This is a genomic window from Paenibacillus elgii NBRC 100335, from assembly GCF_004000865.1.
Lineage (GTDB): Bacteria > Bacillota > Bacilli > Paenibacillales > NBRC-103111 > Paenibacillus_G > Paenibacillus_G elgii.
The window spans coordinates 1-19935 of sequence record NZ_BIMB01000086.1 but is presented as its reverse complement, the minus strand read 5'-3'; the positions used below and the strand labels follow the sequence as shown (position 1 = coordinate 19935).

Sequence of the window (19935 nt, the reverse complement as noted above, 5' to 3'; positions counted from 1 at the left end):
GATGTTCAGTTTTCAAAGGGCAATTTGGTTTTAGTATGCCTCCGAACCGTTTGTTCCAAACAGCCGGAAGACTAACTTACCACATCATCTGTCTGATTGCAACTGTTAATTTTTTCAGGCCATTCAGCCGTTTCAATTAAGCAAGGCTTTCGAGACAACGTTCATTACTCTATCACATTTGCTGTCTGTTTGGCAAGCACTTTATTTTTCCATTCCAGGGGACGAACCCGCAAGCGCAGAAGTTGTAATCAAGTGCTGCATAAGACAGCGAAAGTAACTTTACCACATTTCACGGAGGAGATGCAAGTCCAAATTTTATCAGCTTTTGCACTTAATCTACGTGAAACTTGTGACCGGCTCAAACGGCCGGAATGACACTATAACATAATTGCTGTCTTATGCGCAAGAGCTCTCAAAAATATCCTCTTTCATGTTAATCTATTTAAAGAAGATAAAGATTAAGAAGCGGGGGGTGCGGATGACGAAACGAACAATTACGATGGCGCAAGGCGTGGCTCTATATATGGGGGCGGTTCTGGGATCGGGCATTCTGATTTTGCCGGGATACACGTCGGACGCCGCCGGGCCGGCGGCCATTATCTCTTGGCTCCTGCTTTCCTTATTAAGCGTTCCGATTGCCTACACGTTTGCCAGACTTGCGCTGAAATACGAAAACTACGGCGGGATCGCAACGATCGTGCAGCAGGCGTTCGGAGAACGGTCCGGGGCCGTCGTCGGCTGGTTCTTTTTTGCTTGGGTCGCGACGGGACAAGCCGTGGTCGGATTAACCGGCGCTTCTTATATTGTTACGGTTTTCGGACTGGCAGGCGAATGGCTGTATGGCTTCGCCTTTCTATTTCTTGTAGTGGCGCTCGCTGCCAACCTGCTCGGGATGCGCATCAGCGGACTCGTATCGCTGGGGTTAAGCGGGATCGTGCTCGTTCTGCTGGTGCTGACAATTGCCTTCAGCCTTCCGGCCATGGAGGCGGTCCACTTCCGCCCTTTCGCTCCTCACGGATTGACTGGGGTCGGGCAAGCGTGCGTGCTTATTTTTTGGGCGTTCTTCGGCTGGGAAAGCATCACCCATCTCGTACCGGAGTTCCGCAACCCGCAGCGGGACGTGATGCGCTGTACATGGGCCAGCGTTTTTATTATCGGCGCCGTCTATACGCTGTTATCCGCGGTGACGATTGGAACGCATACGTACGGAGACATTGGGACCGAAGCGCCGCTGGCCGCGCTGATGAACCGGGCGCTCGGATTAAACGCGGGGCTGGCAACCGTGGTTGTAGCCTGTATCGTCTGTCTCGGCACGCTGAACGTGTACCTCGCCAGCTCTTCCCGCCTCGGGTATGCGCTGGCCGTCGAAGGAAAGCTGCCGCCATGGTTTGCGAAAACGAGCAATAGCGGGACGCCCTACCGTTCGGTGTTCTTTCTGTTTGTGACCAATACGTTGACGCTGGCTTTCAGCTATGCGGCTTCGTTTTCCGTGGACCGCTTAATTTTGGTGCCCACCACGCTCGGGATTCTCGTATATATTGTAGCTTCGTTTGCCTGCGTTAAGCTGTTGTGGAGCGACAAGACGGGACGTTTGGCTGCATTGACATCGTCAGCGCTTTGTCTGGCGATTGCACCCTTTTCGATGCAGTACTTGGCCGTACCGGCCGTCGTGGCTACGAGCTGCCTGCTGTATTTGCGATATCGACGCAAAGGTTCGGCCGTGAATTCGCCATAACGATATGAAAAAAGATCGCCCTTCCGGCTAAGTTAGCCGAAAATTCGGCGGTCTTTTTCGCATTTTGGCAGCGAAGATCATGAGGCATACTTGCAGTTGTGTACTAAACTTGTCACATTTGATGCTCCTCTGTGATAAATATCGCATAGTTGTGAAAAAAATCACTAATTTTTCGTTGCCTTCCCTGTATACTTTCCTTATACACAAGAAAAATTCAAAGCTTTCGAGGAGGCCGGACAATGACCCTCAATAAAGAGAAACTTGTCGTTATCGGAAACGGAATGGCTGGCATCAGTACCGTGGAACAAATTTTGAAATTGACAACGCGCTTCGATATTACCGTTTTTGGCAGTGAACCGCACCCTAACTATAATCGTATTCTGCTCTCCTATGTGCTGGAAGGCAGTAAAACATTCGACGATATTGTATTAAATGGATGGGATTGGTACAAAGAAAACGGCATTACGCTTCATACCGGAACGACGGTTTCTTATATCGATCAAGCGGCTCATGAGATCGTAACGGAAAATGGAGAGCGTGTTCCGTATGATAAAGTCATTATCGCGACGGGCTCGAATCCGTTCGTTCTGCCTATCCCCGGCGCCGACAAGCAAGGCGTGATCGGCTTCCGGGATATTTCGGACTGCCAGCAAATGCTCGAGGCAGCCAAGTCTTACAAGAAGGCAGCCGTCATCGGCGGAGGACTGCTTGGCCTTGAAGCAGCCAAAGGTCTTGTTCATCTCGGCATGGACGTAACCGTCGTTCATCTAATGGAAGATCTGATGGAGCGTCAGTTGGATCATCAGGCGGCATCGATGCTGAAGGCGGAGCTTGAGCGTCAAGGCATCAAATTTAAAATGGGCGCAAAGACGGTAGAACTGTTTGGGGAAGAACGTGTCGCCGGGCTGCGGTTTGCCGACAATACGGTGCTGGAGGCAGAGTTCGTCGTCATGGCCGTAGGCATCAAGCCGAATGTAGCCGTGGCGCAAGCAAGCGGAATATGGACAAAGCGCGGTATCGTGGTAGACGACTACATGCAAACTTCCATGCCGGACGTTTATGCGGTTGGCGAATGCAACGAACACCGCGGCGTTTGTTACGGACTGGTTGCCCCGCTTTTTGAACAAGGTATGGTGCTTGCCAAGCATCTGTGCGGCGTGGATACGCTCCCTTATGAAGGCTCCGTCGCATCGACGAAGCTGAAAATATCGGGTGTGGACGTGTTCTCCACAGGCGAATTTATCGAAGATCCGGAGCATGTCGTCATTGCCCATAAAGATGAATGGAAGCAAACGTACAAAAAAATATTGCTGAAACAAAATGTGATGGTAGGCGCGGTGCTTTTCGGCGATATTACGGAATCGGCCAATCTGCAAAAGCTGATCAAGCAAAAAACCGTGATGACCGACGAAATTTACGACTCGCTCATGGGTACCGGCTGCTGTGGCGGTGGAGCGAAAGGCGCGGCTTCGGTAGAAGCCATGGCTGATGAGGAAATCGTGTGCGGCTGTAACGGCGTAACCAAAAAGACGATTGTCGACGCCATTACGGAGCAAGGATTGACGACGGTCGACGAAATTAAAGCCTGCACGGGCGCAACGCGGTCTTGCGGCGGCTGTAAGCCGGTCGTTGAGCAAATTCTGCAGCATGTTCTTGGCGACGGCTTCAAAGCTGCCGTCAAGCAAGGCATCTGTGGCTGCACAACTCTCGGCCGGGATGAAATTGTCGCCGAGATCCGAGCTAAAGGATTGACCTCAACGAAAGAAATTATGCATGTACTGGACTGGAACCAGCCGGAAGGCTGCTCGAAGTGCCGCCCTGCGTTGAACTACTATTTGGGCATGATTTATCCGGATACATTCCAGGATGAAAAGGAATCGCGCTTCGTAAACGAACGCATGAGCGCCAACATTCAGAAAGACGGCACCTTTACCGTCGTTCCGCGGATGTACGGCGGTGTTACGACGCCGGAGGATTTGAAGAAAATCGCCGACGTTTCGCTGAAGTACGATGTGAAGGTCGTTAAAGTAACCGGCGGCCAGCGGCTGGATCTGATCGGCGTGAAAAAAGAAGATGTACCCAAAGTTTGGGAAGAGCTGGGGATGCCTTCGGGCTATGCCTACGCGAAATCGCTGCGGACCGTTAAAACCTGCGTCGGCGCGCAATTTTGCCGCTTCGGTACCCAGGATTCGATGAGCATGGGCGCATTCCTCGAACGCAAATTCGAGCGTCTGGATCTGCCCGCCAAATTCAAAATGGCCGTGAACGGATGCCCTCGAAACTGTGCCGAAGCGTGCACCAAAGATATAGGCATTGTCGGCAATGACGGCGGATGGGAGCTGTTCATTGGCGGCAACGGCGGAATTAAAGCGCGTTTGGCCGATTCGCTCTGCAAAGTAAAAACCGATGAGGAACTGATCGAGCTGTGTGCGGCCATCATCCAGCATTACCGGGAGACCGGAAAATATCTGGAGCGAACTTCGGAATGGGTGGAACGCGTGGGCCTGGAAACGATCCGCAAGGCGGTCGTTGACGATATGGAAAATCGCAAAGCGTTAGTGGAACGGATCGAATTCGCATTGGCGCAGGTAAAAGATCCGTGGACCAAAATGCTGAACGATACGGATACGCGCACGGCTTTGTTCCAAAACCTGGAGCCGGCAGCCCAATAAACTAAACCTTGGATATGGGAAGGAGTATGGAATATATGAAAGAGCAGGAAACTTTTTATCCGATCGGGACGCTTGATCAGTTTTTGCCGCAAATCGGACGCACCGTGAACTGGCGCGAATGGGAAATCGCCGTGTTCCGCACTTCGGACGGAGGAGTCTATGCGCTGGAAAATCGCAGTCCGCATCCGAAAGGCGGACCGCTCACAGAAGGGATCGTATCAGGGCATTACCTGTACGACCCGCTTCATGACTGGAAAATCGATTTGACTACGGGGCTCGTACAGCTTCCCGATCAAGGACAGGTGCTGACGTTTCCGGCAAAAGTGGAAGGCGGTCAGGTTTACCTCGCTGCACCTGCAATCCAAACCGTCTGAGGCGGAAAGCTTGACCGACTTTTATACAACGCAGAAGAGTAGCCGGGGAGGACCACCGTATGTTTACATCAAGCGTAGAAGCAATCGTTGAAGCGGCTGTAAAAAAGAAAGAAAAAATGAACGAGAATCTCGCCCGCTATGTAGTGTCCGCTTTGCTGGCCGGGGCGTACGTCGGGCTGGGCATCATATTGATCTTCTCCGTCGGAGCTCCGGCCGCGGCTGCAAAGTCCCCTTTCCAGCCCATGGTGATGGGGATGTCCTTCGGTCTGGCGCTGACGCTTGTCGTCTTCGCAGGCTCGGAGCTGTTTACCGGAAATAATATGTTTTTTACAATGAGCACACTTGCCCGCCGAACGACGGTAGGCGATACGCTGAAAAACTGGGTGATCGTGTTCCTCGGGAACTTGGCCGGGGCCGTAATCCTTTCCTTGCTGATCGTTGGTACCGGTCTTTTCAAAACGGCAGCCCCGGAGCATCTGATCTTCGCCGCTGCGGCCAAAAAAATGGCGCTTCCGTTCTGGGAATCGTTCTTCCGCGGCATTCTGTGTAACTGGCTCGTCTGTCTGGCTTTATGGATGGCGGGAAGGGCGAAGGAAGATATCGCCAAGCTGGTACTCATCTGGTGGTGTCTGTATGCCTTTATCGCCAGCGGCTACGAGCATAGCGTAGCCAACATGACGCTCCTTAGTTTGGCCTATTTGCTGCCGCAGCATCCGGAAACGATCTCGATTGGCGGTTGGCTTAACAATATGATTCCGGTCACGCTCGGCAACATCGTCGGCGGCGGCATTTTCGTCGGGATGGCTTACTGGTTCATCTCTCCCGTGCGAAGCAAACTTTAAATGAAGACAAGAAAAAATTTGCCGCGATTGCGGCATTTTTTCTTTTCCGGGGAAAACAAGGTACAATAGCGATGAGGTGAATGGACATGCAGCCTTTATTGAAGGTAGAAAAGCTGACCGGCGGATACAGCCGCAAAAAGCCGGTTCTGCACGAGCTGTCGTTTTCGGTTCGTCCGGGAGAGATGGTCGGCCTGATCGGATTGAACGGAGCCGGCAAAAGCACGACGATCAAGCACATCCTCGGCCTGATGCAGCCGCACAGCGGTCAAATACTGCTCAACGGCAGATCCGTGGAGCAAGACCCGACAGCCTATCGGCAGACGTATGCCTACGTACCGGAAAACCCGCTATTATACGAAGAGTTGACGGTGAAAGAGCATCTCGAAATGGCCGCGATGGCTTACGGCATCCCTAAAGACGCCTTCGAGGAGCGCGCCGCCGCCCTGCTGGACGAATTCCAAATGACCGCCAACTGGAACCGTTTATCGGCTCATTTGTCCAAAGGGATGAAGCAGAAAGTCATGATCATGAGCGCCTTTCTTGTGCGGCCTGCGTTATATATTATCGACGAGCCGTTTCTCGGCCTCGACCCGCTCGGCATCCGGGCGCTATTGGAGTTGATGGTCCGTGTCAAAGAAAGCGGCGGAGCCATTCTGATCAGCTCGCATATACTGTCTACGATCGAACGGTACGGCGACCGTTTTCTTCTGCTCCATCAAGGCCGGCTGACGGCTGAAGGGGACGTGGAAGCGCTGCGGGAGCAAGCGGATATGCCCGGCGCATCGCTCGACGACTTGTTCTGCAGCCTGGTAACCCGGGACGTGACGCTGCGATGAGCAAACACGAGCTGCCTTCCGATATTTTAGCACTGTGGAGCAAACGAACTTCGGAGTTTTGGCGGGAAGTACGCCCCTATGCCGGGTATGCGCTGCAAAGCTTCTCTTACGCGGCGATTTTGATTATGCTGGCCGGAGGATACTTTTATACCCGGTTACTGGGCGAGGCGCCGCCGGATTTTCCGTTTCGCGAGACCGCAGCGCTCGTGCTCCTGCCCTTCCTGGCTTTATCTCCGGTACGGACTTACATAAGGAACGCGGACTTCATCTACTTGCTTCCGATGGAAACGAAGCTGTCGGTTTATATGCATCGGGCGGTGATGCGGTCATTCTGGATACAGTCGTTCCTGCTGCTTGCCGTGTGGATGGCGGCTTGGCCGATGGATGCCATGGCGGCCGGCGGCAGCCTCATTCAATTCGCTCACGTGCTGATCATGGCGGTTCTCGCGAAACGCGTGCTGATCCATGGCGCATGGCTGGAGCTAAAGCTGACGGAGCGGTTGCCGATCCTTCTATGGTCAGCGCTTCGTTGGATCGTTGCCGCCGCAGCGGCGCTGCTTCTGCTCCGCCTGCCGCTATGGACGGGGACGTTGGCCGTCTCAGCCGTGCTGCTGGTTTACCTCGGGGCGCTACGGCTCATGGGCGGCAAACGAATCTTGAACTGGCTAAGGCTCGCCGAAACGGAGCAAAAACAGCGGGCGCGGATTTTCAGGCTTCTGAACTATTTTATCGATGTGGCGGACATTCCGAACCGTCCGACGCCGATTCGCGCACCGATGAAGCTTCTCCGGGGGCTGGGAGGCTTCGGGTACGATTCGGCTCATACTTACCGTTACTTGTTTACACTGGTATGGCTTCGCTCCGAGTTGGGCGGAATTACGATGCGATTGACGGTGCTCGGCTTCTTACTAATTGCCTGGACCCGTGGCGATGCACTTGCCGTTTTCTTGTTCGCCCTGTTTGCGGGACTAACGATGCTCCAGCTTAAAGAGCTGCAAAAAGCGTACCGTCACTCCGATTGGTCGTACATCTACCCGCTTCCACCGGAATTGCGCATGCGTTCGGCAGCGACCGTCCGTTTTCGCATTCATGCCGCTTGTCTGCTTCTGCTTGGCGTGCCTCTGCTGTGGGCGATGTCCCATCCTGGATACGCTCTAGTCACGCTGTGCGCCGGGCTCGCACTGTCTTACGGGTACGCCAGATGGACCATGCGTGCGAAGAAAGCCGCAAAAAAGAAATAAACCCTGTCCCCCTATCCGATCCTGTCGTATAATGGGGATTGCTTTTAGAATCAGACCGTTTTTGGATAAAGAAAGGAACGCGACCTATGAAACCAACCCCTGCGATATCGAGAGCGCCCCGAAGGCGAAGAAGCATGTCGAGGAGCCCGTTATGGCTGCGAATCGTCCTCGGACTGCTGGCTGTAGCGGTGATCGCTTGCATAGGAATCTCGGTTTATGTGGGATGGAAGCTATCCCACCCTGTGCCGAAGGCTCTGGATGATTCGCCGGAACGCCTCGGGCTCGCCTACGAAAACGTGCAATTTCCGAGCCGCGAAGGCGGACTGACCTTGAAAGGCTGGTACTTGCCGGGCAAAGTGACGGAGGGAGAAGGCGCAGCCGTCAAACCGAACATCATTATGGCCCACGGGTACAAGAACAATCGATTGCAAAAAAGCGCCGAAGCGTTGTCATTAGCGAAAGAGCTGACCGACCGAGGCTACAGCGTGCTAATGTTTGATTTTCGCAACGCCGGGGAGTCCGAAGGCAGCATGACTTCGATCGGCTACTATGAAAAGCACGATCTGCTCGGCGCCATCGATTGGATGAACAAAAACCATCCGGGCAAGCTGGCGCTGCTCGGCTTCTCGATGGGAGCCAGCACTTCGCTGCTTGCCGCAGCGGAAGAGCCGTCTGTTCTCGGCGTCGTAGCGGATAGTCCGTTTAATCATTTGACCCGCTATTTGAAGGACAATTTGCCCGTTTGGTCGAATTTGCCCAACTTCCCTTTTACGCCGCTGATCTTGAGCATTTTGCCCCCGATGATCGGGGTCGATACGGATCAGGTCGACGGACTCGCGGCGGTCGACCGCATTTACCCGCGGCCGGTGCTGTTCATCCACAGCACGAAAGACCCTTCGATTCCCTACAGTAACAGCGAGTCGATGTGGGAGAAGCACAAGGATAAATTCGAGCTGTGGACGACAGAGGCGGAAGGACATGCCAAGAACTACCCGCCGCTCAAAGCGGAATATGTGCAGAGAGTGACGGCTTTCTTGGAAAAATTGTAAAATGTAGAAAAAAACGAGCCACGGTGCTTTTATGCGCCGGAGGCTCGTTTTTCGATTTGTTAAGTATAGCGAATCCGCTGTCCGCTGCGGGACGATTCGTAAATGTCCGTCACGAGCCTGAGCGCTTTGTAGCCCTCGGGTCCGTTCAGCACGTAAGGCCTTCCCTCCAGCACATGCTCGTAAAAATCGCGGATTTGGTAGCCGTGGCTGACGCCCCAGTACGATTTTGCCCCAAGGTCGTTCGGTACCGGCTCACTCAGAACCGCCGATGTGCCGTTCCGGTGCAGATACAAAGTGTCGCCCAGCAAATGCAGACGGCCTTGCTCGAACACCAGCTCCACCTCCACCGGAGAGTTGACGCCGTACGCATTCGTCGCATAAAACACCGCCGTTGTCCCGCTCGCGAACACCAGATGGGCATGCGCCGAATCCTCGACTTCGATGACGCCTTCGAGCGCATCCGTCGAAATCGAGCCCTTGATGCTCTCTACCTCGCCGCCGAACCACTGCAGCAAATCGAGCGTATGAATCGCTTGGTTGATGAGCACGCCTCCGCCCTCCGTCGCCCAGCGTCCCTTCCATTCGGTCTCGTAATACTGCGGACTGCGGTGCCAGGTCACGATGCCTTTCATGCAGAGCAGCTTGCCGAGCTCGCCCGAATCGACCGCTTGCTTCATGCGGACCGAAGCGGGATTGTACCGGTTCTGAAAAATGACGCCGAGCTGCACACTCGTATACTTCGCTGCCGCCTCCAGCATCGTGCGCGCCGACGCCTTGTTCTCGGCCATCGGCTTCTCCGTCAGCACATGCTTGCCTGCCGCCAGCGCGTCGACCGCCATGGGAGCATGCAGATAATGGCCCGTGCATACGTGAATGACGTCGATATCGCTGCGCTTCAGCATGTCGCGGTAATCTGCGTAATAATCGCAGCCGTACTGCTGCGCGGTTCGCCGCCCGACCGTTTCGTCCGTATCGACAACCGCCTTCAAATCGGCCAATTCGAGCTTGGCGATCGCTTGCAAATGAACGGCAGCAATGGCGCCGCAGCCGATCAGAGCCGTACCTAAACGTTTCACAAGGTTCACCTAGTTTCTTCAGTGGTAGAATATCTCCATCATGACGTATAATAAATACAACTTCCTTGCATCGATTGCTACATTTATTGCTTTTTTTGACTTTTACCCGACAGAGGAAAACAGCCATGTATATTCACGGAAAAAACAAGTATTTCGACTTTACCCATCGCTGGATGGAAACGCCTCCAAAATTCGATTTTCATCTTCACGACCGGTTCGAGATTTACTTTTTTATCGCCGGTGACGTGCACTATCTAATCGATAAAAACGTATACCCGCTCAGCTATGGCGACATGCTGATTTTGAACAACCGGGAGCTGCATAAGCCGACCTTTCGATCGAATGCGCCGTATGAAAATGTCGTCATCCATTTCGATCCTTCCATCGCCGCCAGTTTGGCGCTGGTCTCGGACTTCCCTCTGCTCGATTGCTTCGTCAACCGGCCGCAAGGGGAGGCCAATCGGATTACGCTCAGCGGCTCTCGGCTGGATGCCGCGCTCGCTTTGTTCAAGAAGGCCGAGCTCTTGCTTTCCGAGCCCCGGGACGGAGCCGATCTGCTGCTGACCGCGTGCATGATCGAGCTGCTCGTACTGGTCAATCAGGCGTTCCGCGACCATCGCTCGGGCACCGGCTACAGCCCGGCCGTTACGCACGAAAAGCTGGGGCCGCTGCTCGAATATATCGACGGGCATCTGGAGCACGATTTGACGCTGGAAGCGCTGGAGCGGCAATTTTATATGAACCGCTATTATCTCAGCCGTCTCTTCCGCAAGCATACGGGGAGCACGATTCACGAATATATTTTGCTCAAACGGATTGCCCGCGCCAAAAAGCTGCTTCAGGAGGGGCATAATGTTACCGCCGCCTGCGAAGGCTCGGGCTTCAACGATTATTCTCACTTTATCCGCATGTTCAAGCGGCTTGTCGGGGTTCCCCCCGGGCAGTACCGCAACCGGTAGGCGAGACGGGGAGACACAGCATGCCCTCACGTATCGAGAAACCGCTCCCGCACTTCCGGGGGCGGCAGCATGCAGGAATCGCTTTTGCCGAAAAAGCGGTACCGGTTCGCTGCGATCCAGCGATAAACCACATCCCGCAGCGGCCGCGGGACCACGATAAACGCATATAGCAACGGCCACGCTCCGTCCAACCGGCGAAGCACCCGGAGTCCCGCAGTCGAGCGCGTGTACACCCGTCCCTGCTCAAGCAGCACGAACGTGTTCAGCTCGGCTGGATCGAGCCCGTACCGCCGCAGCAGGCGGCTTCCAGTCTCGGATTGGATAGCGACGAACCGGAAGGCGGCGCTTCGATCGCGGGGAATAATGAACTGCACGACCCGTTGGCAAAATCCGCACACTCCGTCGTAAAACACTAGCGGATACCACTCCGCTTCCGTATCCTTGTGCGAACTCTTCCTCATTGCCGTTCCGCCCCCTTCCGCAACCTTTCTTTATTGTATTGTACACCATACGTCCTCTTTTGGCGCTCAAAAAAGACCGGTCCCGGGAGACGACTTATGCGTTCCGGGACCGGTGGCGAGTGAAACTTTATCTAAATTTTAGTCTTGAAAAGTAAACCGCTCATGTATCGGCACCTTGCCGGACAGGCTCAGCACCCTGCGTTGAACCGCAGCCAACAGCTTCGTACGCGTAACCAAGGAGATAACCACCGGCGCAAACGTTCGAATAAACGGGGTCGAGGTAAAAAACATCCTCGCCGCACGCGCTTGCATTTTGTGGACCGAGCGAATTTCGCTGTCCCGCAGCGCTTGAACGCGTCCGAGACGATCCGCAGACACGTCGCCGTCCTGGAGCGCGTCGTAAATGACATCAGCCGCAATCACGGCTGTGGTGACGGATAACGATACACCGACCGCGCCGACGGGCGAAGCGCAATGGGCCGCGTCTCCGATGAGCAGGCAGCCGTCCTTAGCCCACTGCTTGACGTAAAAATCCTTGACCTGCAGAAGCACAAACGGCTTAAAATCGGTCAGCGCTTCGGCAAATTCGCGAAATGCCGGATGCGCAGCCAGCAGCTCTTGGCGGAACGGCTCGATGCCGTGCTCCCGGATCGCCTTCCATTCGCCTAACGGAACGGCGACACCGACCTGAAGACAATTTGGGTATTTCGGCAAAATGATGTAGCCGTAACCGTCGGTTATTTTAAGCCGCAGTTCGTCGCCCCAATCGTCGGGCTTCGGGATCGTGAACCAGATCAGATCGCCCGCGAGGTGCTCATATTCCATCTCAAACCCGCCAAGCCGGCTGACTGCCGAAAAGCGGCCGTCCGCTCCAACCGTAACGCGGGCGCGTACCTCCAGCGTCCCTTCGGGCGTCTGGGCGACGACTCCGGTTACCCGCTCCCCCTCATAGCGCAGTTCCTTCACTGCTGCGTGAAACAGCAGTTCGAAGGAAGGCAACGACTTCGCTTTGTCGTAAAGCGCCTGCAGCAGAATAGGCTGCGGCATCCAGAGCGCGTAAGGGATTTCCTCGGAGATGTTATCGAAGCTGAACTCGCCGAGCCGCTTATCTTTGTAATACAGAGCGCCCTTGCGCACCTTCGACGAAGGGAACGATTCGATATAGCTCCGCAAATTCACCTGCTCCAGCAGCTGCAGAAAACGCGGCTGAAGCACCTCCCCGCGATATTCGCGGTCAAAGTTGTCATGACTTTCCAGCACAACGACATCGACGCCGGCCTTGGCCAACAGCATGCCGAGAATGAGTCCCGCCGGGCCGCCTCCCGCAATACAAACGTCTTTTTCCATCACGCGATGAACCATCGTTATCGCCTCCGTTTGTGCGAAGATCGTGACTTCAAATTTGTAATGAGTGAGCACTCACTCTTGTATTTTCAGTATACTCCGCTCTCTGAACTTGCGTCAACGGAGAGCTGCCGTTTACCGTTTCTTTTCCCGTTCGTTCATGTAGAGGGAAGGCTTCTCGCCCGTGATCCGTTTGAAGGTGCGTTGAAAGTACGACTGGTCGCAGTAGCCCAGATGATCGGCGATATCGCCTATCGTCAGCTCCGAATGCCGGAGCAAATATTTGGACGCTTCGATCCGCAGCGCATGGACGTATTCCCCGATCGTTTGCCCGGTCGTTTCCTTGAAGATCGTCGCCGCGTAAGCTGGACTTTTGCCGATGAACCGGCCGAGCTCTTCCTTCGTCACTTTTTCCCGGTAATGCTCTTGAACATACTTTTTCATCTGAGCGGTCTGCGCGCTCTTGACATCCGGCCTGCGGAAGGCGTCATAGTCCCGATTGAACTCGGCCAATAGATCGAGCAAAAGGCTCAGACATTTCACCTGGTAATAATCTGGCCGGTCCGTCCATTGCGCATGCAGTTTCTTCATCAGCCGCAGCAGCAGGTCCATATTTCTCGGTTTAAACACAACCGGGCCAGCTTCGTTCAGTACCGGCAGCCAGCCCTCTTCCGGCTCTGCGGTAAACTCGACGCGGTATTTCTCGTGAGCGACGGTCGGAATACTCTTGGCGTAAAACGGCACGTCGCGCGGCACAAACAGCACGTCGCCTTTTTCCATCACGATCTTCTCGTGACGGACCCAATAGCAGCATTTCCCGTAGGCCACGGCATGAAGCGAATAGGCTTGGGGGCTGTCCTCGAAGGCGATGTTCCACCCGTGCCCCAAATCGTGGGCCGAAGCCATGAGTCGAATCATTCCCGAACCTCCTTCACAAGATGATCAAACTATTTTACAAAAAGTGTACTATATTTCATAGTGCAACAGCAATTTTTTCGTTACAATACGTACATTACAGACATCATGCACCTGCCCGGAAAATTCGGAGATGACGGAATCTCGGATGTCCGGACAAGCCGAAGGAGAATGAGACCTATGCGAAAAACGAAAATTGTATGTACGATCGGCCCGTCCTGCGAGACGGTGGAGCAGTTGAAAAAGCTGATTGAGGCGGGAATGAACGTCGCCCGGCTGAACTTTGCCCACGGCGAGCCGGCCGAGCACAGCAGCCGCATTGCAAATATCCGGCAAGCCGGGAAAGAGCTGAACCGGCCCATTGCCATTATGATCGATATCAAAGGCCCCGAAATCCGCACCGGCAAGCTGGTTGACGCCTCGTACACGTTGAAGCAAAACGAGCAGGTCGTGCTGACGACCGAACCGATTCTCGGGGACGGGCAGCGCATTCCTGTATCGTACTCGGACCTCCCGAAGGATGTGTCCGTCGGCACGTCCATCCTGATCGACGACGGGCTGATTGAGCTGAAGGTGGAAGAAATCGCGGACACGGAAATCCGCTGCCGGATCTTGAACGGCGGTGTCCTGAAGGCGCGCAAAGGCGTCAACCTTCCCGGCGTAAGCACCTCGCTGCCCGGTGTGACGGAGCGGGATATCGAGCACATCCGTTTCGGGGTGCGGGAAGGCATCGACATGATCGCCATGTCGTTCGTCCGCAAAGCGGCAGACGTGCTGGAAGTGCGGCACCTTCTGGAGCAGTACGGGGCGCCTGACATTCAAATCATTTCGAAAATCGAAAACATGGAAGGCGTCGATAATCTGGACGAAATTCTGGAAGCTTCGGACGGCTTGATGGTGGCGCGCGGGGATTTGGGCGTGGAAATTCCGGTTGAAGACGTGCCTATTATTCAAAAGCAGATGATCCAAAAGTGCAACCGGGCGGGCAAGCCGGTCATTACGGCGACGCATATGCTCGACTCGATGCAGAACAATCCCCGCCCGACCCGCGCGGAAGCGAGCGACGTCGCCAACGCCGTGTTTGACGGCTCCGACGCCGTGATGCTGTCCGGGGAAACGGCCTCGGGCAAATACCCGGTCGAGTCGGTCGCCACGATGGCGCGCATTGCCGAGCAGAGCGAATCGTCGCCGGAATACCGTAAGCGCAAGCTGGGCCACGTGCTGGTCCGCAGCAGCGTGACCGAGGCGATCAGCCAAGCTGTCGTCGGGTCGGCCGACGATCTGAATGCCAAGGCGATTCTGACCTCCACCGCGACCGGCTTCACCGCCCGTATGGTGTCCAAATATCGTCCTGACGCTCCGATCATAGCGATCACGCCGAACGAGACGGTCATGCGGAATTTGAATCTGGTATGGGGCGTCGTCCCGATCCTGGGTGAACAGGTCAGCTCGACGGACGAGCTGTTCTCCTCCGTCGTCAGCCGCGGAGTAAAAGAAGGCTTGCTGGAAGCCAACGATCTGGTCGTTATAACGGCCGGGGTGCCTCTCGGAAGCACGGGCACGACCAACCTCATCAAGATCCAGCATGTGTCCGATTTGATGCATTAAACTAAACGCAAAGGGATGACTAGCGTCCGCGCGTCCAGGCTCTGCCTGACGACGGCCGCCGTCATCCCTTTTTTTAGCTCGATTAAAGCTTCGCCGTAAACGCAAGGACCGCCTGCGCCAGCTCCCCCGGCGCTTCCATCATGCTCATATGTCCGGCCCCGTCGATCTGGCTGCGCTGAAAAGCCTCCTTGTTGACGGAGAACGTACGCTGCGGCGGAATGATCTGATCGCCCGTTCCGGCGACGAGCAGCACCGGCACCTGCGCAGCGGACAATACGGCGTTGCGGTCCGGCCGCTGCCGCATTCCTTCCAGCGTACGAACCGCGCCTTCCGGGCTTGTACCCAGCCCGATTTCCTTCGCTTTGCGCACCGCCTCCGGCATTGTCTCCAGATGGGCCGGAGCGAACAGCTTCGGGATCAATCCTTCGATAAACACCGGCAGCCCTTGCTCCCGGATCGTCTCCATCGCCTTCAGCCGGCCTTCCTTGCCCTTCTCATCGTCCGGAAACGCGGTCGAATGAAGCAAGCCGAAGGCGAGCAGCTTGTCTTCGTGCTTCTCGGCCAGCGCAAGCGTCACGTACCCGCCCAGCGAATGGCCGAGCACGACCGGACGTCCGATATTCAGCCGGTCGATTAGCGCGGCGATATCGTCTGCTATCGCCTCCATCGTATATGTCCCCTCAGGGGCATCGGAAGCGCCGTGCCCGCGCAGATCCGGTATAATCAACCGGCAGCGGCCTTCGAGCAGCGGCGCGACTTCGTCATAATAAGCCGAGCTCCCGCAAAAGCCGTGAAGCAAAATGACAGGGGTTCCTTGTCCCCGGTCGATATAGGCCAGCCTCGTGCCGTTTACATCCGCATACCGCTTGTCCATGGTGAACCACTCCTTTTTTTCGCATACTATCGATAGATAGCTTTTAAGGGTATTATACCCGTTTTACCCGGGAATTTCCGCCTTGAATCCGGAGCGGTGCCAAAATAAACGGCAGCACAAAAAAGAACCGAATGTCCGCTCCCTCCCTGGAGATTGGCGGACATCCGGCTCCTTCCTTTCTTGCGGCGTTCAGCCGGTTAAGATTGCGGATTGGCCGGGCTGACGCTCGTCGCGGCAGCAGGCTCGGCTACCGGTTTATATTTGGACGATACGTACGTTTCCGCCGTCGGCTCAGTAATCGCCTGGATGTTCATGCTGTCCGGCTTCGGATCGGTCACGGTGTACGTAATGACCGCCCGGCCGTCCGCTTCGAACCGGATGCCGCTAATCGCGATACCGTAGCCGCCCGTTGGCTTCTCGCCGCGGGACAACACGACTTTGTTCACGTCGTCGTTCACTTTTTCCACCGTCACTTTAACGTCTTCCTTCGGCGCCGGCTTTTGCGCATTCGCATGCGATTCGACGAACTTGATCGCGCTATGCAGCCAGACGGCCGCTTCGCCGCGGGTTAGCTCCCGCTTCGGATAAAACTTCGCATCCTCTCCCAATGTGATCAGCTTGTGCAGCACCATCCGCTGCACGCTGTTGCTCACCTTCGGATCGATCTCGTCCTGATCAGCGAAAGTGATGAACATTTCGATCACAGGGTACATCCCTTTCGTATCAATCGCGTGGATTAGCAGATCCGCGTACTGCTCGCGGGTAATCGTGCCGTTCGGATCGACATTCTTCGGAATCGGCAGCCCGTTCAATTGGGCGATCACGAACGATTCGGCGTACCACGCGTTATTCGGCACGTTCGTATAATAATCCGAGGCTTCGGGCTTCTTAATGAAACGCATCGTGTCCATATTCAAATTCAGCCCTTTGACCAGCATATGAACGGTTTGCGCATAGCTGGCTTTGCCCGTTGGGACGAAATGCTCGCCGTCCACCCCGCCGACGATTCCGCGCTGCTTCAATGCCATGATCGGTTCCTTCTGATCGGCGCTCAAATCGTTGAATGCCAAAGCCGAACTGGCCGCCAAGCTGCCGAACAGCGCTGCCGCCGACAGGAGTACCACTGTTTTTTTCATCATAATCAAGAACCACCTTTCGCTGTTTACTCCGGAGTTACTTACTAAACGGACGGGGCCTGCCAAATGTTGCAGGAAAGCCGATGCGGCAGCGCCTATCCGAGGCATGTTCCGAAAAACGGCGCATAAGCTGTGATAGATACCATTATGAACCGGGAGGGAGCCGGCATGCCCGTAGCACTCGTGCAAATCGCCTTGTTTCTGATCGTCATCCGTTCCGCATACATGACGTTCCGGCTTTTGCTGCGTCCGAGGAAGCCGTGGCTCGATCTGCTGCATTACGTCTCGGTTGCGATCGTCGCCGTGTCGTTTTTGCTTCGTTGAAAGCGGGCGCATTCCTTCCTGATCCTGGTACGAATCCGTACAATAACCGCTAACCTCCTCCGTTTCATCATCCGATGGCGGAGTTTTTTTATGTTTTTTCTTATGTTGACGGATAAATATTCGGGAAACGCCCATTTTCCCCGTTCCCAACCGGAGAGGTCTGTGCTACTATGAGGGAAATGATTCGAATTGTCGTATTTTGTAGATTTTTGAAGGATCGTCTCTAAAAATATTCCCCTACATATTGACCGTTTATGAATAAGAATGGTAAAGTATTTATCACCTACTAATTCCATTGGAATTATATAATTACAGCCATTCGGGGGAGGAACTTATCGTCATGTCACATTGGAGAAAAAGCGTCCTGCTGGTACTCATCTTCGTGCTTTCGATCAGCATGGTCGCTTGCGGCACGAAACCGCAGGCTTCGGAGCAAGGCGGAACGAACGCCCAAGCGGGAAGCAGCGCGGACAACCCGCTCGCGAATAAAAAGATCGCGCTTATTATGCAAATCAACCTCGGTACCTTCTCCGCGCAGTATATCGAAGGCGTGAAGGAGCAGGTCGAGAAGCTCGGCGGCAAAGTAACCGTCACTCCGGCCGACGGCGACCTTGCCAAGATGGCCTCGAACCTTGACGCCGCCATCAACCAGAAGGTCGACGGCATCCTGATCGACCACGGAACCGCGGCAGCGCTTGAAGCAGGTGTGAAGCGGGCGCTGGAGAAGAAAATCCCGGTCGTCGCCTTCGACGCCGATCTGAAGGTTCCGGGCGTGACCGTGCTGGAGCAGGGCGATGCCAAGATGGCCGAAATGACGCTGGACAAGCTGGCGAAAGACATCGGCGGCAAAGGCAGTATCGTCAAAATCTGGGTTGCGGGCTTCGCCCCGATGGAACGCCGTCAAGTCGCTTATAAAGAATTCCAGGACAAAAACAAGGACATTAAGGAAATCGCCGCTTTTGGCGCCGCTTCGCAGAACACCGCACTGGATACGCAAGCGCAAATGGAAGCGATCCTGAAGAAATACCCGAACAAAGGCGATATCTCCGCCGTATGGGCCGCTTGGGACGAGTTCGCCAAAGGCGCGTCGCGTGCCATTCAGCAAGCGGGACGCACGGAAATTAAAGTATACGGCATCGATATGAGCGACGAGGACCTGCAAATGATCCAGGATCAAAAGAGCCCGTGGGTCGCTTCCGCCGCCGTCGATCCGAAGGATATCGGCCGCATTCAGGTTCGTTACCTGTACCAAAAGCTTCACGGCGACCAAACGCCGGATAACGTCGTTCTCGACCCGGCATTCGTCTCCCGCGACCAGCTGCCGCAGCAGCAGATCTCGACCGCTCAGCTGAGCGAGCACGTGAAAGGTTGGGGCAACAGCCAGCAAGGCTACACCGATTGGTTGAAAAAAGCCGAGAAACCGGCGGCCAAGTAATCATCTGAAAAACCTAATCCCACCCGCTGCGGAGCCGGTGGGATTTTCCGTTGAAGGAGCGTGAGACTATCCCGATGACCATTTCCGCAGCCCGATTAGAAATGAAAGGCATATCCAAATCGTTCCCCGGCGTCCGGGCGCTGCATCAAGTCGATTTCGAGGTTCGCGGCGGCGAAATTCATGCGCTGCTCGGCGCGAACGGAGCCGGAAAAAGCACGCTGATGAAGGTGCTGTCCGGCGCTTACCGGCCCGATGAGGGCAGCATCCTGATCGACGGGGCCGCGCTGTCGATCGGCGGTCCGCTCGACGCCATCCGCAGCGGCATCCAATGCGTGTATCAGGAGGTCGATACGGCGCTTGTTCCAAGGCTGACTGTCGCGGAAAACATCATGCTGGACCGGCTCACCGCCGGGCGCGGCTGGATCGATTGGAGCAATCTGCAGCAGGAGGCTTCCCGCGTGCTGACCGATATCGGCTTGACCGGACTGGACGTCCGGCAGCAGGCCGGCGAGCTCTCCATCGCCCAAAAGCAGCTGGTGCTGATCGGCCGGGCGCTGGCGCAAAAGGCGAAGTTTATCATCTTCGACGAGCCGACCGCCCCGCTCTCCGGCGAAGAAGCTGAACAGCTCTTCCGCATCATGAACCGGCTGAAGGCCGATGGCGTCGGCTGCATCTTCATCTCGCACCGGCTCGGCGAAGTGTTTCGCATCAGTGACCGGGTCACCGTCATGCGGGACGGGCAGCGCATCTCGACGAAAACGGCGGCGAGCACAGACGCGCAAGCCGTCGTCGAAGAGATGCTCGGCAAGCCGTTCGAGGAGGAGTTCCCGAAGGCCGAGGTCGCCATCGGCGAGCCGCTGCTCGAAGCGCGCGGCTTGACCAGCGGCACCAAGGTGCGCGGCGTCGATCTGACGGTGCGCCGCGGCGAAATCGTCGGCGTCGTCGGACTGGTCGGCGCGGGCAAAACGGAGCTGTCGCGCCTTCTGTTCGGCGCAGACCCGCTGGACGCGGGCGAGCTGCGGCTGCACGGCCGCGGGCTGAAGCTCCGCGCCCC

General features: G+C 55.6%; 18 protein-coding genes. 12 read left to right on the top strand and 6 right to left on the bottom strand.

All coding sequences use genetic code 11. The annotated features are described in order from the left end of the window. Positions 1–478 precede the first annotated feature (478 nt). The 7 genes from PEL01S_RS33190 (at position 479) to PEL01S_RS33160 (ending at position 8749) form a co-directional block, all read left to right on the top strand. Positions 479–1735, top strand: coding sequence for an APC family permease (locus PEL01S_RS33190; RefSeq protein ID WP_127463220.1), 1257 nt, complete (start codon positions 479–481; stop codon positions 1733–1735). Positions 1736–1974: 239 nt separating this feature from the next. Then, positions 1975–4407, top strand: coding sequence for a nitrite reductase large subunit NirB (nirB, locus tag PEL01S_RS33185; protein WP_127463219.1), 2433 nt, complete (start codon positions 1975–1977; stop codon positions 4405–4407). A 35-nt stretch (positions 4408–4442) separates the two neighbouring features. Beyond that, positions 4443–4781, top strand: coding sequence for a nitrite reductase small subunit NirD (nirD, locus tag PEL01S_RS33180; RefSeq protein WP_127463218.1), 339 nt, complete (start codon positions 4443–4445; stop codon positions 4779–4781). A gap of 59 nt (positions 4782–4840) precedes the next feature. After that, entirely contained in the window at positions 4841–5623 is a 783-nt protein-coding gene (locus PEL01S_RS33175) for a formate/nitrite transporter family protein (RefSeq protein WP_063178402.1), read from the top strand. An 86-nt stretch (positions 5624–5709) separates the two neighbouring features. Next, entirely contained in the window at positions 5710–6459 is a 750-nt protein-coding gene (locus tag PEL01S_RS33170; protein WP_063178400.1) for an ABC transporter ATP-binding protein, read from the top strand. Further along, positions 6456–7700, top strand: coding sequence for an ABC transporter permease (locus tag PEL01S_RS33165; RefSeq protein ID WP_063178398.1), 1245 nt, complete (start codon positions 6456–6458; stop codon positions 7698–7700). The genes PEL01S_RS33170 and PEL01S_RS33165 overlap by 4 nt, the downstream gene beginning before the upstream one ends. Positions 7701–7834: 134 nt before the next feature. After that, positions 7835–8749, top strand: a complete 915-nt coding sequence (locus PEL01S_RS33160) for an alpha/beta hydrolase (RefSeq protein ID WP_063178396.1) — start codon at positions 7835–7837, stop codon at positions 8747–8749. A 59-nt stretch (positions 8750–8808) separates the two neighbouring features. Here PEL01S_RS33160 and PEL01S_RS33155 read toward each other — a convergent pair whose 3' ends face one another. Beyond that, positions 8809–9825: a Gfo/Idh/MocA family protein gene (locus PEL01S_RS33155; RefSeq protein ID WP_063178394.1), complete on the bottom strand. Its 1017-nt coding sequence runs from the start codon at positions 9823–9825 to the stop codon at positions 8809–8811. 125 nt (positions 9826–9950) lie between these two features. Here PEL01S_RS33155 and PEL01S_RS33150 point away from each other — a divergent pair, with 125 nt between their 5' ends. Then, positions 9951–10784: a helix-turn-helix domain-containing protein gene (locus PEL01S_RS33150; protein ID WP_063178392.1), complete on the top strand. Its 834-nt coding sequence runs from the start codon at positions 9951–9953 to the stop codon at positions 10782–10784. A gap of 26 nt (positions 10785–10810) precedes the next feature. Here the strand turns inward: PEL01S_RS33150 and PEL01S_RS33145 are convergent, their stop codons facing one another. From PEL01S_RS33145 to PEL01S_RS33135, 3 genes are all read right to left on the bottom strand, one after another. Then, positions 10811–11245, bottom strand: a complete 435-nt coding sequence (locus PEL01S_RS33145; protein WP_063178390.1) for a thiol-disulfide oxidoreductase DCC family protein — start codon at positions 11243–11245, stop codon at positions 10811–10813. A 138-nt stretch (positions 11246–11383) separates the two neighbouring features. Continuing rightward, positions 11384–12607 (bottom strand): FAD-dependent monooxygenase, encoded by a 1224-nt coding sequence (locus PEL01S_RS33140; RefSeq protein ID WP_127463217.1) that lies wholly within the window; start codon positions 12605–12607, stop codon positions 11384–11386. 117 nt (positions 12608–12724) lie between these two features. Then, positions 12725–13507 (bottom strand): helix-turn-helix transcriptional regulator, encoded by a 783-nt coding sequence (locus tag PEL01S_RS33135; RefSeq protein WP_127463216.1) that lies wholly within the window; start codon positions 13505–13507, stop codon positions 12725–12727. A gap of 177 nt (positions 13508–13684) precedes the next feature. On the opposite strand from PEL01S_RS33135, the gene pyk reads away from it, so the two are divergent. Beyond that, entirely contained in the window at positions 13685–15112 is a 1428-nt protein-coding gene (gene pyk, locus PEL01S_RS33130; protein WP_127463215.1) for a pyruvate kinase, read from the top strand. Between the two features lie 82 nt (positions 15113–15194). On the opposite strand, the gene PEL01S_RS33125 is transcribed toward pyk, so the two are convergent. Together PEL01S_RS33125 and PEL01S_RS33120 are read right to left on the bottom strand one after the other, a co-directional pair. After that, entirely contained in the window at positions 15195–15986 is a 792-nt protein-coding gene (locus PEL01S_RS33125; protein WP_063178383.1) for an alpha/beta fold hydrolase, read from the bottom strand. Between the two features lie 197 nt (positions 15987–16183). Beyond that, positions 16184–17125: a protease complex subunit PrcB family protein gene (locus PEL01S_RS33120; RefSeq protein WP_127463214.1), complete on the bottom strand. Its 942-nt coding sequence runs from the start codon at positions 17123–17125 to the stop codon at positions 16184–16186. A gap of 165 nt (positions 17126–17290) precedes the next feature. Here PEL01S_RS33120 and PEL01S_RS34745 point away from each other — a divergent pair, with 165 nt between their 5' ends. The 3 genes from PEL01S_RS34745 to PEL01S_RS33110 form a co-directional block, all read left to right on the top strand. Continuing rightward, on the top strand, positions 17291–17446 hold the full coding sequence (locus PEL01S_RS34745) for a hypothetical protein (RefSeq protein WP_164824363.1): 156 nt from the start codon (positions 17291–17293) through the stop codon (positions 17444–17446). A 340-nt stretch (positions 17447–17786) separates the two neighbouring features. Beyond that, on the top strand, positions 17787–18881 hold the full coding sequence (locus PEL01S_RS33115) for a sugar ABC transporter substrate-binding protein (RefSeq protein ID WP_108535196.1): 1095 nt from the start codon (positions 17787–17789) through the stop codon (positions 18879–18881). A 74-nt stretch (positions 18882–18955) separates the two neighbouring features. Beyond that, on the top strand, positions 18956–19935 hold a 980-nt coding region (locus tag PEL01S_RS33110), incomplete at its 3' end, for a sugar ABC transporter ATP-binding protein (protein WP_164824362.1).

What these genes read in the sequence shown, in the direction of transcription:
- PEL01S_RS33115 (WP_108535196.1), top strand. Translation starts at nt 17,787, where the DNA reads ATGTCACATTGGAGAAAAAGCGTCCTGCTGGTACTCATCTTCGTGCTT.
- PEL01S_RS33140 (WP_127463217.1), bottom strand. Translation starts at nt 12,607, where the DNA reads ATGGTTCATCGCGTGATGGAAAAAGACGTTTGTATTGCGGGAGGCGGC.
- PEL01S_RS33165 (WP_063178398.1), top strand. Translation starts at nt 6,456, where the DNA reads ATGAGCAAACACGAGCTGCCTTCCGATATTTTAGCACTGTGGAGCAAA.
- PEL01S_RS33145 (WP_063178390.1), bottom strand. Translation starts at nt 11,245, where the DNA reads ATGAGGAAGAGTTCGCACAAGGATACGGAAGCGGAGTGGTATCCGCTA.
- PEL01S_RS33150 (WP_063178392.1), top strand. Translation starts at nt 9,951, where the DNA reads ATGTATATTCACGGAAAAAACAAGTATTTCGACTTTACCCATCGCTGG.
- nirD (WP_127463218.1), top strand. Translation starts at nt 4,443, where the DNA reads ATGAAAGAGCAGGAAACTTTTTATCCGATCGGGACGCTTGATCAGTTT.
- PEL01S_RS33175 (WP_063178402.1), top strand. Translation starts at nt 4,841, where the DNA reads ATGTTTACATCAAGCGTAGAAGCAATCGTTGAAGCGGCTGTAAAAAAG.
- nirB (WP_127463219.1), top strand. Translation starts at nt 1,975, where the DNA reads ATGACCCTCAATAAAGAGAAACTTGTCGTTATCGGAAACGGAATGGCT.
- PEL01S_RS33125 (WP_063178383.1), bottom strand. Translation starts at nt 15,986, where the DNA reads ATGGACAAGCGGTATGCGGATGTAAACGGCACGAGGCTGGCCTATATC.
- PEL01S_RS33120 (WP_127463214.1), bottom strand. Translation starts at nt 17,125, where the DNA reads ATGATGAAAAAAACAGTGGTACTCCTGTCGGCGGCAGCGCTGTTCGGC.
- PEL01S_RS33160 (WP_063178396.1), top strand. Translation starts at nt 7,835, where the DNA reads ATGTCGAGGAGCCCGTTATGGCTGCGAATCGTCCTCGGACTGCTGGCT.
- PEL01S_RS34745 (WP_164824363.1), top strand. Translation starts at nt 17,291, where the DNA reads ATGCCCGTAGCACTCGTGCAAATCGCCTTGTTTCTGATCGTCATCCGT.
- PEL01S_RS33190 (WP_127463220.1), top strand. Translation starts at nt 479, where the DNA reads ATGACGAAACGAACAATTACGATGGCGCAAGGCGTGGCTCTATATATG.
- pyk (WP_127463215.1), top strand. Translation starts at nt 13,685, where the DNA reads ATGCGAAAAACGAAAATTGTATGTACGATCGGCCCGTCCTGCGAGACG.
- PEL01S_RS33170 (WP_063178400.1), top strand. Translation starts at nt 5,710, where the DNA reads ATGCAGCCTTTATTGAAGGTAGAAAAGCTGACCGGCGGATACAGCCGC.
- PEL01S_RS33135 (WP_127463216.1), bottom strand. Translation starts at nt 13,507, where the DNA reads ATGATTCGACTCATGGCTTCGGCCCACGATTTGGGGCACGGGTGGAAC.